Here is a 13,361-nt window from a genome sequence, read left to right as displayed (position 1 = left end):
CACCGTGGCTCCGACCTCCAAGACGCAGCGCCCGGCGCGGACCGCCCGGCTGCTCGGTACCGTCGCCGCACTGGCCGTGCTGGCGAGCTTCGCCGGCTGCTCCTCCTCGAAGGAGCCGGAGCGCGAGTTCCTCGGCGTGCGGCGCGTCACCGTCGCGATGCACAACGACCTGCCCGGCCTGTCCTACTCCGCGAACTACGACCGTTCCGGGCTGGACTTCCTCGTGTTCCGGCACATCGAGGAGGAGATCGACGTCGACTTCAGCGAGCCCGTCGACGTCTCATCGGGCGACCGGGTCACCCAACTCATCGAACGCAAAGCCGACATGACGATCGCGTCGTTCTCCATCACCGCCGAACGGATGGATGAGATCGACTTCGTCGGGCCCTACCTCAAGACCCGGCAGGGCTTCCTCGTCGGCCCGGACAGCGCCGACGTCAAACGGCTGGCCGATCTGCGGGGCAGCCAGATCTGCACCTGGCAGGGCACCACCTCGGTCGAAGCGCTGCAAGGCATCAAGGAGACCGTCGGCGCCGAGCCGGTCACCTTGACCGACGCGTCGGACTGCATCGAGCAGCTCGTCGCCGGCCAGGTGAAGGCCGTCTCCACCGACCAGGCCATCCTCTACGGCTTCGCCCGGCAGTACGAGAAGGAGGGGCTGCGCGTGGTGCCGGACGTGACGATAGGAGCGCCGCAGCACTACGGCATCGGGCTGCCGAAGGGGTACACCGCGGACTGCCGCAGGCTGGCGTCCTGGCTCAAGAAGCATGTGGGCACGAGCGGTTGGATCAGGGACGTCGAGACGTCGCTGCCGACACTCATCAAGGACGATCCGGCCTGGATCAGCAGCTACAAGCCGAGCGCCGCCGAGATCGAGGCGCGGTCGTGCCGGGACAGCATCAGTCCCTGACCCGCACGAACCGTTCCCCCGCGTCCCGCAGCCGGTCGTGCAGCTTGCCGAACACCTCCGCCGAGCGCCCGCCCGGCCACCCCTTCGGCAGCAGCTCCTCCGGCAACCCCGGGTCGGCGTAGGGGAGTTGCCGCCAGGAGTCCAGTGCCAGCAGATAGTCCCGGTAGGCCTCCTGCGGGCGGGGGCCCTCCTGCGGGCGCGGGCACCCCTCCTCGGTCCGCGGGCCTTCCTCGGTCCGCTCGGTCGCCTCCCACTCGCGGAGCACCGGTTCGTGCAGGTCCAGGAAGTCCCGGTGCAGCCGGGCCACCGCGTCCAGATCCCACCAGCGGGCCACCGAGGCGCGGGTCGCCGCGAAGCCCAGGTGGTCGCCGCGGAACAGGTCGACGTACGGCGCGAGTTCGAGCCGCTCCAGGGTGTGCCGGGTCTCCTCGTAGAGGCCGGCGGGGGCGATCCACACCCCGGGGGCCGCCGTGCCGAAGCCGAGGCGGGCCAGCCGGGAGCGGAGCAGGTGGCGCTTGGCGCGTTCGGCCTCGGGGACGGAGAAGACCGCGAGGACCCAGCCGTCCTCCAGCCGGTGCGAGGGGCGGCCGTAGATGCGCGCGTCGCCGTCGTCGAGGAGCTGGCGGGCGTCCGGCGACAGGGCGTACCCGGCCGAGCCGTCCGCCGCCCGCGCGGCGACCAGCAGCCCGCGCCGCTTGAGCCGCGAGACACAGGAGCGTACGGAAGGGGCGTCCACGCCCACGGCGTGCAGCAGGCGGATCAGCTCGGCCACGGCGAAGGGTGAGCCGTCCGCCGGACGGCCGTAGGCGCCGTAGAGCGTGATGATCAGGGAACGGGGGGTGCGCAGCTCGGCCACGTGATCACTCTAGGGGGAGTCCTCGCGGAGGAGGAACCGCTGGAGTTTGCCGGTCGCGGTGCGCGGCAGCGACTGCTCGAAGACGAAGACGCGCGGACATTTGTGCGGGGCCAGGTTGGCCTTCATATGGGCGCGCAGCGAGTCGGCCGTCTGCTCCGAGCCCTCCGTCAGCACCACGTGCGCCACCACGATCTCGCCGCGCAGTTCGTCCGGCCGGCCCACCACGGCCGCCTCCGCGACCTCCGGATGGCGGAGCAGGGCGTCCTCCACCTCGGGGCCCGCGATGTTGTAGCCGGAGGAGATGATCATGTCGTCGGCGCGGGCCACGTAACGGAAGTAGCCGTCCGGTTCGCGGACGAAGGTGTCGCCGGTCAGGTTCCAGCCGTGCCGGACGTACTCGGTCTGCCGGGGATCGGCGAGGTAGCGGCAGCCGACCGGTCCGCGGACGGCGAGCAGCCCCGCCTCGCCGTCGGGCAGCTCGTCGCCGCGCTCGTCGACCACCTGGGCCTGCCAGCCCGGCACGGGGACGCCGATGGTGCCGGGGCGGATGGCGTCGTCGGCGGCGGAGATGAAGATGTGCAGCAGCTCGGTGGCCCCGATGCCGTTGATGATGCGCAGCCCGGTCGCCTCGAACCAGGCCTGCCAGGTCGCCGCGGGCAGGTTCTCCCCGGCCGACACGCAGCGGCGCAGGGCCGAGAGGTCGTGGCCGTCCAGTTGGCCGAGCATCGTGCGGTAGGCGGTCGGCGCGGTGAAGAGCACCGAGACCCGGTGGCGTACCAGCGCGGGCAGCAGATGGTGCGGCCCCGCCTGCTCCAGCAGCAGCGTGGAGGCCCCGGCGCGCAGCGGGAAGATCAGCAGGCCGCCGAGGCCGAAGGTGAAGCCGAGCGGCGGGCTGCCCGCGAACACGTCGTCGGGGAGCGGCCGCAGCACGTGCGCGGAGAAGGTGTCGGCGATGGCGAGCAGGTCCCGGTGGAGGTGCATACAGCCCTTGGGGCGCCCGGTGGTCCCCGAGGTGAACGCGATGAGGGCGACCTCGTCGGCGGCCGTGTCGACCGCCCGGTACGGGCCGGAGCCGGCGTGCGCGGCCGCCAGATGGGTGAGGTCGCCGGGGCCGTCGCCGCCGTACGACGTGGTTCGTAGCCCGTCCACGTCCGCCTCGGCCAGATCCTCCGCCGACCGCGCGTCGCACAGTGCGTGGCTCACCCGGGCCAGCGAGCAGATGGTGGCCAGCTCACCCGCCCGCGCCTGCGCCAGTACGGTCACCGCCACCGCGCCCGCCTTCATGACGGCGAGCCAGCACGCGGCCAGCCAGGGCGTGGTGGGCCCGCGCAGCAGCACCCGGTTCCCGGACACCACCCCCAGGTCCTCGGTGAGCACATGGGCGATGCGGTCCACCGTCTCCCGCAGCTCGCCGTAGCTCCAGACGCCCCCGTCGGCGGAGCGCAGCGCGGGACGGTCCGGGCCCCGCTCCTCCACCGTGCGGTCCAGCAGCTCGTACCCGCAGTTCAGCCGGTCGGGGTAACGCGGCCCGGGACCGTCCAGGAGGAGCTCGGGCCACTGCTCCGGCGGTGGCAGATGGTCGCGCGCGAACGTGTCGGTGTGCGCACCGGGGACGCGTACGGACGCGTCGGCGGCGGCTGTGGGCGTGTTCGGCGAGGAATTCGGCTCCATCAAGGATCGCCCCCTTGTCGCCTTCGGAGCGTATCGTTCGGGTGACGGTAGTCAACAGTCCGCGATAAAGCAGAGACGCGATAAAGCAGAGAAGCCACAAGAAGCAGAGACGCGACCAGAAGCAGAGACGCGACCAGAGAGGCGCCGCCATGACGGCATTCTCCCTCGAACCGGCACAGACCGCCTGGTGCGAGGAGCTGCGCACCCTCGCCGAGCAGCACCTGCGCCCGCTGGCGGAGAAGGGGGAGCCCGGGCGCGTCAACCGCCCGCTGCTGGCCGCCCTCGGCGAGCTGGGCCTGCTGGAGCGGATGTTCTCCTCCGGCGCGCTGGACCTGTGCCTGCTGCGGGAGTCCCTGGCCCGGGGCTGCACCGAGGCCGAGACCGCGCTCGCCCTCCAGGGCCTCGGCACCACGCCGATCGTCCGGGCGGGCACCCCCGCCCAGCGCGAGCGCTGGCTCCCCGGGGTCCGGGCGGGCCGGACCGTCGCGGCCTTCGCGCTGAGCGAGCCGGGCGCCGGGTCCGACGCCGGGGCCCTGTCCCTGGCCGCCGAAGCCACCCCCGGCGGCTGGCGGCTCACCGGCGAGAAGTGCTGGATCTCCAACGCCCCCGAGGCCGACTTCGCCACCGTCTTCGCCCGCACCACCCCCGGCGCCGGCTCACGCGGCATCACCGCCTTCCTCCTCCCCGCCGACCGCCCCGGACTCACCGGCCAGGCCCTCGACATGCTCTCCCCGCACCCCATCGGCACCCTGGAGTTCGACGGCGTACCGGTCAGCGCCGACGACGTCCTCGGCGAACCCGACCGGGGCTTCCGGGTCGCGATGGACACCCTCAACCTCTTCCGGCCCAGCGTCGGTGCCTTCGCCGTCGGGATGGCCCGCGCCGCTCTCGACGCCACCGTCACCCACACCGCCCGCCGCACCGCGTTCGGCGGCCCGCTGAGCGACCTCCAGGCCGTCTCCCACCAGGTCGCCGAGATGGCGACCCGCACCGAGGCCGCCCGCCTCCTGGTGTACGCGGCGGCCGCCGCGTACGACGCGGGGGAGAGCGGTGTGCCGCGCCGCGCGGCGATGGCCAAGCTGTACGCCACCGAGACCGCGCAGTACGTCGTCGACACCGCCGTCCAACTCCACGGCGCGCGTGCTCTGCGCCGCGGCCATCTGCTCGAACACCTCTACCGCGAGGTCCGCGCGCCCCGGATCTACGAGGGCGCCAGCGAGGTGCAGCGCGCCATCATCGCCAAGGAGCTGTACGCGGCCTCCGCCGCCGAGGAGCCGGCCACCGCCCCGCCGGCCGCCGCCGAGCAGCCTGTCACCGCCGCCGCCCGGAAGACCCAGGAGCCGTCCGTATGAGCCCGTCCCACCGGATCAACCCCTCCGAACTCTCCCCGCCCACCGGCTTCTCGCACGCCGTCGTCGCCACCGGGGGCCATCTGGTCTTCCTCGCCGGGCAGACCGCGCTCGACCCGGACGGCAAGGTGGTCGGCGCCACCCTGCCCGAACAGTTCGCCACCGCCCTCACCAACCTGCTCACCGCCCTGCACGCGGCGGGCGGCGCCCCCGCCGACCTGGCCCGCGTCACGGTGTACGCCACCGATGTGGCCGACTACCGCTCCCACGCCTCCGAACTCGGCCGGATCTGGCGCCGGCTGGCCGGGCGCGACTACCCGGCGATGGCGGTCATCGGAGTGGCCCGGCTCTGGGACGAGCAGGCGATGGTCGAGATCGACGGGATCGCCGTGCTGCCCTGAGAAGGGATCGCCGTGCTGCCCTGAGACGGGATCGCCGCGCTGCCCCGAGCTGTGCGGTGGCCCGGTGTCATGCCGCATGCGCGAACGGTCAACCCGCAACCCACCCCCCGTAAAGAATTCGTCAAGAGAGTCGCGTTAGGCTCTCCGGGTGCGGCACCACATGGAACACCTTCACCTGCGTTCACAGCGGCCCCTACGTCCCCAGTTGACGCCTCCTCGGGCCCGGCGCGGGCCTCAGCGTGCCGGAGTGCGCGCGGCGTGCCGGTCCGATGAATCGACCGGGGCGATATATCTGTATTTGGTGCCCTCTCTCTCGGTTGTCTCGCCGCTCGACCCGGACGCCACGCTGTGATCGGGCTCATCATCGGCCACTTCGTGCTGGCCGCCTTCGCGGGCCCGCTGGTCCACCGGCTCGGCAGGCGCGCCTTCCTCGTGCTGGCGCTGCCTCCCGTCGCCGCCACCGTCTGGGCGTTCACGCAGTGGAGCACCGCCGCCTCCGGTGAGGCCGTCACCTGGTCCTGGCAGTGGATCCCGGACTACGACGTCGCGCTCGGCCTCCGCCTGGACGCGCTCTCCGAGCTGATGGTCCTGATGGCCGCCGGGGTCGGCGCCCTCGTCCTGATCTACTGCGCCTCCTACTTCCGCGACGACACCCCGCAACTGGGCCGGTTCGCCGGGAACCTGCTCGCCTTCGCCGGGGCGATGCTCGCGCTGGTCCTCGCCGACGACCTGATCACGCTGTACGTCTTCTGGGAGCTGACCACGGTCTTCTCCTTCCTGCTGATCGGCCACGGCAGCGAACACCGCCACAGCAGGCGCTCCGCACTCCAGGCGCTCACGGTCACCACGCTCGGCGGCCTCGCCATGCTGGTCGGCTTCCTGATCGTCGGTCAGGCCGCCGGTACGTACCAGATCTCCGCGATCGTCGCCGACCCGCCGGAGACGACCCTCGCCATCTCCGTCGCGCTCGTGCTGATCCTGGCCGGTGCGCTGTCGAAGTCCGCGATCTGGCCGTTCTCCATGTGGCTGCCGAACGCCATGGCCGCGCCCACCCCGGTCAGCGCCTATCTGCACGCCGCCGCGATGGTCAAGGCCGGGGTCTACCTGGTCGCCCGGCTCTCCCCGGCCTTCGCCGACGTACCCGTCTGGAAGCCCGTCATCCTGGTGCTCGGCGGCGCGACCATGCTGCTCGGCGGCTGGCGCGCGCTGCGCCTCAACGACCTGAAGCTCGTCCTCGCCTACGGGACCGTCAGCCAGCTCGGCTTCCTCACCCTGCTCGCCGGGACCGGCAACCGGGACGCGGCCCTCGCCGCCGTCGCGATGATCCTCGGCCACGCCCTCTTCAAGGCGCCGCTCTTCCTCGTGACCGGCATCGTCGACCACTCCGCCGGCACCCGCGACCTGCGGAAACTCTCCGGAGTGGGGCGCTCCCTGCCGTACGTCGCCGCCGTCGCCGTCCTCGCCGCCGCCTCCATGGCCGCGCTGCCGCCGCTGCTCGGCTTCGCCGCCAAGGAGGCCGCGTTCGAGGCGCTGCTGCACGGCTCGGCCGCCGACCGCTGGGCGCTGGCCGTCGTCGTGCTGGGCTCGGCGCTGACGACCGCGTACACCCTGCGCTTCGTCTGGGGCGCCTTCGCCCGTAAGCCCGGCGTCCCCGACACCCCCGTACACCGCGTCGGCTGGGCCTTCCTCGCCCCGCCCGCCCTGCTCGCCGTCCTCGGCCTGGTGCTCGGCCCCGGCGTCGGCCTGACGGACCGGCTGTTCAGCGCCTACGCCGACAGCTATCCGGCCCCCGCCGACCCCTACCACCTGGCGCTCTGGCACGGGTTCGGCATCGCGCTGCTCCTGTCCGCCGTCGCCTGGGCGGCCGGTACCGGCCTCTTCCTCGCGCGGGACACCGTCAGCAAGGTCTCCCGCCGGATCGCCTGGCCCACCGCCGACAGCGTCTTCGGCCATCTGCTGCTGGGTCAGGAACGGCTCGCCCTCCAGGTCACCGGCTTCATCCAGCGCGGTTCCCTCTCGGTCTACCTGGCGACCACGCTGCTCGTCATGGCCGGCGGACAGCTCGCCGTGCTCGTCACCGACCGGCCCTGGCAGGGCGCTCCGGCCCCCCGGATCTGGGACAACGAGCTCCAGGGCGGCGTGGCCGTCCTCACCTGCGTCGCCGCGCTGCTCTGTCTGACCGTACGCCGCCGGATGAAGGCGGTCGTCCTCAGCGGCCTGATCGGTTACGGCACCGCCCTGCTCTTCGTCGTCCAGGGCGCGCCCGACCTGGCGCTCACCCAGTTCTGCGTCGAGACCGTCGCGATGATCGTCTTCGTTCTGGTGCTGCGCCGGATGCCGGTCCACTTCGAGGAGACCGTCTCGCCCTGGCGGCGCGCGATCCGCATCCCGGTGGCCCTCCTGGCGGCCGGCACCATCGGCGTCGCGCTCTGGGTGGCCGCCGCCGCGCGGACCGCCGAACCCGCCGGCGCCGCCATGGTCGAGGAGGTCGCCGACCACGGGTACAAGGACGTCGTCGCCACGATCCTCGTCGACCTGCGCGCCTGGGACACCATGGGGGAGTCCGCCGTACTGGCCGCCGCCGCCATCGGGGTCACCAGCCTCATCTACCTGCACCGGCGCAGCGACGGGCCGATGCTCCCGGACGAACTCAAGGGCCGTACCGCCTGGTCGATCGCGGCCCAGCACACCGCGCGGCTGCCGCAGGGCGACGAGGTGGCGCCCGAGCGCGGCTGGCTCGCCGCCGGCTCCACGCTCGCCCCCGAGCACCGCTCGATCGTCTTCGAAGTGGTGGCCCGGCTGCTCTTCCACCCGATCCTGATCCTCTCGGTCTACCTGCTGTTCTGCGCCGAGAACATGCCCGGCGGCGGCTTCGTCGCGGGGCTCGTCGCCGGAGTCGCCCTCATCACCCGCTATCTGGCCGGCGGCCGGTTCGAACTGGCCCAGGCCGCGCCCCTGCAACCGGGTCTCTTCACCGGACTCGGCCTGTTCATCTCGACCGCGGTGGGGCTCCTCGGGCTGATCGACGGCACCGTGCTGCACGCCTTCACCTACTACGGGCACCTGCCGGTCTTCGGCGACTTCCACATGAGTACGCCGATCCTGTTCGACTTCGGCGTGTACCTGCTGGTGCTCGGCGTCGTCCTGGACATCGTCCGGGCCCTCGGCGCCAAGATCGACCGGCAGATCGAACGGGCCGCCGGCGCCCTGACCGCCTCCAACAGCACGACGGCGGAAGGGAACTCCCGATGACCGTCAGCGCCTCCCTCCTCGTCACGGCCGTGGTGCTCTGCGCCGTCGGCGCCATCCTCATGCTGACCCGCCCGCTGACCCGCATCCTGCTCGGCGCCGTCATCCTGAGCAACGGCGTCAACCTGCTGATCCTCGCCTCGACCGGTACCGCCGGCGCCGCACCCCTCCTCTACGGGGTCGACCTACGCCGGGTCACCGACCCGCTGCCGCAGGCCATCGCGCTGACCGCCATCGTCATCACCCTCGGCACCACCGCGTTCCTGCTCGCCATGGCCTACCGCAGCCACCAGATCACCGGCACCGACGAGGTGCACGACGACCTGGAGGACCGGCGCATCGTGCTCCGCGCCGAAGTGCTCTCCGAGCGCGCCCAGTTGCGCGAGGAGTTCCGCTCGGGCGACGAACCGCCGACGCCGGACGAGCGCGACCGCTACCGCGAGGAGCGCCGCAAGCTCCGCGACCGGCTCCGCGACGACCGCGCCCGCCAGGCGCGCGGCCGTGACGCCTCCGGCGACCTCTGGCACGACGTCATCGGCGCCGACCCCGAGGACTACGAACGCGACGGCGACGCCAAGGCCGACGAACGCTACCCCCGAGACGAAAGAGGAGCCGCCGGATGAACGCGCTCGTCCCGCTGCCGGTCCTCCTGCCGCTCTGCGCCACCGGACTCAGCCTCACCTTCGGCACCCGGATGCAGCGCTTCCAGCGCTTCATCAGCGTCGCCGTCCTCACCGCCGTCCTGGCGCTCTCGATCATCCTGATGATCGCCGCCGACCGGCAGGGCCCGCTCTCCGTCCACCTCGGCGACTTCGCCCCGCCGCTCGGCATCACCCTGGTCGCCGACCGGCTCTCCGGGCTGATGCTCACCGTCTCCTCGGCCGTCACGCTCTGCGTGCTGATCTACTCCCTCGGCCAGGGCATGACCGACCGGGACAAGGAGACCCCGCTGGCGGTCTTCCACCCGGCCTATCTGATCCTCGTCGCCGGGGTCTCCTGCACCTTCCTCGCGGGCGACCTCGTCAACCTCTTCGTCAGCTTCGAGATCATGCTGGTGGCCAGCTTCGTGCTGCTCACCCTCGGCGGCACCGGACCCCGGATGCGGGCCGGCTCCACCTACGTGATCATCTCCCTGTTCTCGTCGATGGTCTTCCTCATCGCCATCGCCATGACGTACGCGGCCCTCGGCACCGTCAACTTCGCGCAGCTCGCCGAGCGGCTGCCCGGACTCCCGCTCGGGGTGCAGACACTGATCCAGGCGATGCTGATCACCGTCTTCGCCATCAAGGCCGCCGTCTTCCCGGTCGCCGCCTGGCTCCCCGACTCCTACCCGACGGCGCCCGCGCCCGTCACCGCCGTCTTCGCCGGACTGCTCACCAAGGTCGGCGTCTACTGCATGATGCGGACCGAGACGCTGCTCTTCCCGGGCAACCGGATCGGCGACCTGCTGATGGCCGTCGCCCTGGCCTCGATGCTCATCGGCATCCTCGGCGCGGTCGCCCAGACCGACCTCAAACGGCTGCTCTCCTTCACCCTGATCAGCCATATCGGCTTCATGGTCTTCGGGATCGGGCTCGCCACCCGCGAGGCGTACGGCGGCGCCATCGTCTACGTCGTCCACCACATCACCGTCCAGACCACGCTGTTCCTGGTCGCCGGGCTGATCGAACGCCGGGGCGGCACCACCGAGCTGACCCGGCTCGGCGGACTCGCCAAGGCCGCGCCGATACTGGCCCTCCTCTTCTTCGTCCCCGCGATGAACCTGGCGGGCATCCCGCCGCTCTCCGGCTTCATCGGCAAGCTCGGCCTGATGCGGGCGGGCGTCGCCGACGGCTCCACCTGGGCCTGGATCCTGGTCGCGGGCTCGGTGGTCACCAGCCTGCTGACGCTGTACGTCACCGCCAAGGTGTGGAACCTGGCGTTCTGGCGGGCCGCCCCGCCCGGACAGGCCGAGGCGGGCACGGTCCTGGAGTCCGGGGACGACAGCGACGACGACACCGACATGGGTCCCGACGGCGTTCCCGGCACCGGTGACGAGGGCATCGAGCCCGTATGGCAGCCGGCCGGCGGACCCGTCGCGGCCACACTGCGGGAGAAGTCGGTCATCACCACCAGCCGGCTGCCCCGGCCCATGATGGCGGCGACCGCCGCGACCATCGCGCTGGCCCTGTCCTTCACGGTGTTCGCCGGGCCGCTCACCGCCTTCACCGACCGCTCGGCCGCCGAACTGCTGAAGCGCACGCCCTACATCGAGGAGGTGCTGGGCAAGTGAGCCGTTTCCTGCGGTTCTCGTTCCGCGACGCCGACCTGCCGCCGATGAGCTGCCGGATCGGCAGACGCGGACGCGTGCTGGACCTGCCGCTGATCGCCTGGCTCACCCTCATCTGGGTGCTGCTCTGGTCCACCTTCAACCTGGCCAACATCATCACCGGCGTCGTCGTCGCGAGCGCCGTCTGCCTGGCCTTCCCGCTGCCGCCGGTCGACCTCGGGCTCCGGCTCCACCCCTGGGGCATCATCCGGCTCGCCGGGTATCTGCTCTACGACATGTACACCTCCGGCGTGCGGGTCACCCGGCAGATCTTCAGCTCCACACCGCACCGGGCCGCCGTCATCGGCGTGCCCCTGCGCTGCCGCGGCGACCTGATGCTCGCCGCCGTCGCGGTGGCCGTCTCCAACGTGCCGGGCGGCTCCGTCATCGAGGTGCGCCGGGCCACCGCCACCGTCTTCCTGCACGTCCTGGACGCGGACCGGCCCGAGGAGCTCGAAGCCGCCCGGCAACAGGTCTGGCGGCTGGAGGAACTGACCGTACGGGCCTTCGGCACCCGGGACGAGATCGCCCGCGTCGCCGAACCGCCCCCACCGCCGCAGCTCGCCGCCGGAAGGCCCGCACCATGAGCGTTCTCGAACAGGTCGACCGTATTCTGCTGACCGCCGCCGTGGTCCTGGTCCTGGCGGCCGGTCTGCTGCTGCTGGTCCGGATCTGGCGCGGCCCCTCCATGCTGGACCGGGCGATCTCGCTGGACGTGATCGCCGCCCTGATCATCGCCGGCCTCGGCGCCAAGTCCGCCGTCGCGCTGGACTCGTTCTACTTCCCGATCATGCTGGTGCTCGCCTTCCTGGGCTTCACCGGCTCGGTGGGCATCGCCCGCTTCATCGCCGTACGCGACCGGCCCGCCGTCACGGTCCCGACCCGGGGCGCCCCGGGACCGGCCGCCGGCGAGACCAAGGAGGGCCCGCAGTGAACGACTGGCTCCAGATCCTCGACACGGCCGGGGCCCTGCTCGTCCTCCTCGGCGCCGCGATCTGCCTGCTCGGGGTGATCGGCATGCTCCGGCTGCCCGACGTCCTCTCCCGCAGCCACGCCGCGACCAAGCCCCAGACCCTCGGCATGCTCCTGGTGCTGGCCGGGGTCGCCCTGCGGCTGCGCTCCGGCATGGACCTCGCCACCCTCGCGCTGATCGGCTTCTTCCAGATGCTGACCGGCCCGGTCGCCTCGCACCTGGTCGCCCGCTCCGCGTACCGCACCGGACAGGTCCAGCACGAGGAGCTGCTCTTCGACGAACTCGACGAGCAGCTCACCGACGGCAGGCAGCCCCCCGGCCCGGCCTGACCGACCTGGCCCCCTTGACCCGGCCCGGCCTGACCGACCTGGCCCCCTTGACCCGGCCCGGCATGATCACGGAACTGTTCCGGCCCGGCCAATCACCCCCCGGCCCCGGTGTCCGCATGCCATGATGCGGGCAATGCCGGACGCTGGGGGGCGTATGGGAAGCACGGGCACAGTGCTGCGCGAACTGCGCGGCGCACAGAAGAGCGCCAAGGGCGTCTCGCTCTACTCGCGGTACGTGAACCGCCCGGCCGGGCGGTTCCTCGCGGCGGGCGCGTACCGGGCCGGACTGACGCCCAATCAAGTGACGCTGGTCAGCGCACTGTTCACCTACGCCGCACTCGCGGCGGTCGCGCTCGTGGAGCCGTCCTGGACACTGGCGCTGCTGGTCTACGCGGCGCTCGCGATCGGCTTCGCCTTCGACTCCGCCGACGGCCAGCTCGCCCGGCTCACCGGCCGGGGCGGGCCCGACGGGGAGTGGCTGGACCACGTCGTGGACTGCGGCAAGCTGGTGCTCGTCCACACCGCCGTGCTGATCTCCTTCTACCGCTTCGGCGAACTTCCCTCGGACGCCTGGCTGTTGCTGCCGCTGGGCTTCCAACTGGCCGCCGTGGTGACCTTCTGCGCGGGGCTGCTGCGCGAGAAGCTCGGCAAGGCGGCGGTGGCCGCAGCGCCGTCGGCTTTGGCCACCGCTCCCGTATCGCAGGTGCGGGCGGTCGCGCTGCTGCCCGCCGACTACGGAGTCTTCTGCCTGGTGTTCCTGCTGCTCGGCGCACCCGGGGCCTTCCGGGCCGGGTACGCCGTGCTCGCGGTGGTCCACACGCTCTTCCTGGCGGCCTTCCTCACCAAGTGGTTCAGGGAGCTGAGAGCGCTCCGTCCCGGCTGACCAGCACGTCCAGCGCCCGGCGCAACTGGGTGCTGGACGTGTGCACGGTGTACGGGAAGTAGACGACCTCCACGCCGACCTCGGCGAAGTCGCGCTCCAGCTTCTTCCCCTTCTCCGTGCCCCGCCAGTCGTCGCCCTTGAAGATCACGTCGAACCGGACCTGCTGCCAGGTCTCGACCTTGTCCGGCACGGTCTCCACGAACGCGGCGTCGACGAACCGCACACTGCGGACGATCTCCAGCCGTTCGCGCAACGGGATGACGGGCGTGTGGCCCTTGGCAAGGGCGGCCATCTCGTCCGAGACGACCCCCGCGACCAGGTAGTCGCACTGACTGCGGGCATGCCGCAGGATGTTGAGGTGACCCACATGGAACAGGTCGTACACCCCGGGTGCGTACCCCACCCTGTGCTGCACCATCCGTATCTCTCCCC

General features: G+C 71.9%; 13 protein-coding genes. 10 read left to right on the top strand and 3 right to left on the bottom strand.

Going from position 1 to position 13,361, the window contains the following annotated elements:
• The first annotated feature begins 4 nt into the window (after positions 1-4).
• Positions 5-910 carry a transporter substrate-binding domain-containing protein gene (locus ACFWRT_RS10015; protein ID WP_380951457.1) on the top strand — a complete coding sequence of 302 codons (906 nt, stop codon included), beginning with the start codon at positions 5-7 and terminating at the stop codon, positions 908-910.
• On the opposite strand, the gene ACFWRT_RS10010 is transcribed toward ACFWRT_RS10015, so the two are convergent.
• Both ACFWRT_RS10010 and ACFWRT_RS10005 read right to left on the bottom strand, forming a co-directional pair.
• A complete protein-coding gene (locus ACFWRT_RS10010) occupies positions 900-1,766 on the bottom strand; it encodes a PaaX family transcriptional regulator (RefSeq protein ID WP_380951458.1) in 867 nt (288 codons plus the stop codon). The genes ACFWRT_RS10015 and ACFWRT_RS10010 overlap by 11 nt on opposite strands.
• 9 nt (positions 1,767-1,775) lie before the next feature.
• Entirely contained in the window at positions 1,776-3,437 is a 1,662-nt protein-coding gene (locus tag ACFWRT_RS10005; RefSeq protein ID WP_380951459.1) for an AMP-binding protein, read from the bottom strand.
• A gap of 149 nt (positions 3,438-3,586) precedes the next feature.
• On the opposite strand from ACFWRT_RS10005, the gene ACFWRT_RS10000 reads away from it, so the two are divergent.
• The 9 genes from ACFWRT_RS10000 to ACFWRT_RS09960 all read left to right on the top strand — a co-directional run bounded on the left by ACFWRT_RS10000 (position 3,587) and on the right by ACFWRT_RS09960 (position 12,929).
• Complete coding sequence (locus ACFWRT_RS10000) at positions 3,587-4,789, top strand: acyl-CoA dehydrogenase family protein (RefSeq protein WP_380951460.1); 1,203 nt, start codon at positions 3,587-3,589, stop codon at positions 4,787-4,789.
• Positions 4,786-5,187, top strand: a complete 402-nt coding sequence (locus ACFWRT_RS09995; RefSeq protein WP_380951461.1) for a RidA family protein — start codon at positions 4,786-4,788, stop codon at positions 5,185-5,187. The genes ACFWRT_RS10000 and ACFWRT_RS09995 overlap by 4 nt, the downstream gene beginning before the upstream one ends.
• A gap of 348 nt (positions 5,188-5,535) precedes the next feature.
• Complete coding sequence (locus ACFWRT_RS09990) at positions 5,536-8,439, top strand: Na+/H+ antiporter subunit A (protein ID WP_380951462.1); 2,904 nt, start codon at positions 5,536-5,538, stop codon at positions 8,437-8,439.
• A complete protein-coding gene (locus ACFWRT_RS09985) occupies positions 8,436-9,059 on the top strand; it encodes a Na(+)/H(+) antiporter subunit C (RefSeq protein ID WP_380951463.1) in 624 nt (207 codons plus the stop codon). The genes ACFWRT_RS09990 and ACFWRT_RS09985 overlap by 4 nt, the downstream gene beginning before the upstream one ends.
• The gene (locus ACFWRT_RS09980; RefSeq protein ID WP_380951464.1) at positions 9,056-10,708 is read left to right on the top strand and encodes a Na+/H+ antiporter subunit D; all 1,653 of its coding nucleotides are present in this window, start codon (positions 9,056-9,058) and stop codon (positions 10,706-10,708) included. Before ACFWRT_RS09985 ends, ACFWRT_RS09980 begins: the two co-directional genes overlap by 4 nt.
• Complete coding sequence (locus ACFWRT_RS09975) at positions 10,705-11,331, top strand: Na+/H+ antiporter subunit E (RefSeq protein WP_380951466.1); 627 nt, start codon at positions 10,705-10,707, stop codon at positions 11,329-11,331. The genes ACFWRT_RS09980 and ACFWRT_RS09975 overlap by 4 nt, the downstream gene beginning before the upstream one ends.
• A complete protein-coding gene (locus ACFWRT_RS09970) occupies positions 11,328-11,678 on the top strand; it encodes an MrpF/PhaF family protein (RefSeq protein WP_380951467.1) in 351 nt (116 codons plus the stop codon). Before ACFWRT_RS09975 ends, ACFWRT_RS09970 begins: the two co-directional genes overlap by 4 nt.
• Positions 11,675-12,046, top strand: a complete 372-nt coding sequence (gene mnhG / locus ACFWRT_RS09965) for a monovalent cation/H(+) antiporter subunit G (RefSeq protein ID WP_355868512.1) — start codon at positions 11,675-11,677, stop codon at positions 12,044-12,046. The genes ACFWRT_RS09970 and mnhG overlap by 4 nt, the downstream gene beginning before the upstream one ends.
• Positions 12,047-12,200: 154 nt before the next feature.
• A complete protein-coding gene (locus ACFWRT_RS09960) occupies positions 12,201-12,929 on the top strand; it encodes a CDP-alcohol phosphatidyltransferase family protein (protein ID WP_380951468.1) in 729 nt (242 codons plus the stop codon).
• Here ACFWRT_RS09960 and ACFWRT_RS09955 read toward each other — a convergent pair.
• Positions 12,898-13,347, bottom strand: coding sequence for an FAD synthase family protein (locus ACFWRT_RS09955; protein WP_015612087.1), 450 nt, complete (start codon positions 13,345-13,347; stop codon positions 12,898-12,900). The genes ACFWRT_RS09960 and ACFWRT_RS09955 overlap by 32 nt on opposite strands.
• Between the last annotated feature and the right edge of the window lie 14 nt (positions 13,348-13,361).

It is taken from the genome of Streptomyces cyaneofuscatus (assembly GCF_042718795.1).
Lineage (GTDB): Bacteria > Actinomycetota > Actinomycetes > Streptomycetales > Streptomycetaceae > Streptomyces > Streptomyces cyaneofuscatus_A.
Note: the sequence above shows the minus strand (reverse complement) of the source record. Positions and strands in the feature narration are given on the sequence as shown.

Excerpts from the sequence above, each read along its gene's own strand:
- ACFWRT_RS10005 (WP_380951459.1), bottom strand. The coding sequence starts at position 3,437 with ATGGAGCCGAATTCCTCGCCGAACACGCCCACAGCCGCCGCCGACGCG.
- ACFWRT_RS10000 (WP_380951460.1), top strand. The coding sequence starts at position 3,587 with ATGACGGCATTCTCCCTCGAACCGGCACAGACCGCCTGGTGCGAGGAG.
- ACFWRT_RS09995 (WP_380951461.1), top strand. The coding sequence starts at position 4,786 with ATGAGCCCGTCCCACCGGATCAACCCCTCCGAACTCTCCCCGCCCACC.
- ACFWRT_RS09985 (WP_380951463.1), top strand. The coding sequence starts at position 8,436 with ATGACCGTCAGCGCCTCCCTCCTCGTCACGGCCGTGGTGCTCTGCGCC.
- ACFWRT_RS09980 (WP_380951464.1), top strand. The coding sequence starts at position 9,056 with ATGAACGCGCTCGTCCCGCTGCCGGTCCTCCTGCCGCTCTGCGCCACC.
- ACFWRT_RS09970 (WP_380951467.1), top strand. The coding sequence starts at position 11,328 with ATGAGCGTTCTCGAACAGGTCGACCGTATTCTGCTGACCGCCGCCGTG.
- ACFWRT_RS09960 (WP_380951468.1), top strand. The coding sequence starts at position 12,201 with ATGGGAAGCACGGGCACAGTGCTGCGCGAACTGCGCGGCGCACAGAAG.
- ACFWRT_RS09955 (WP_015612087.1), bottom strand. The coding sequence starts at position 13,347 with ATGGTGCAGCACAGGGTGGGGTACGCACCCGGGGTGTACGACCTGTTC.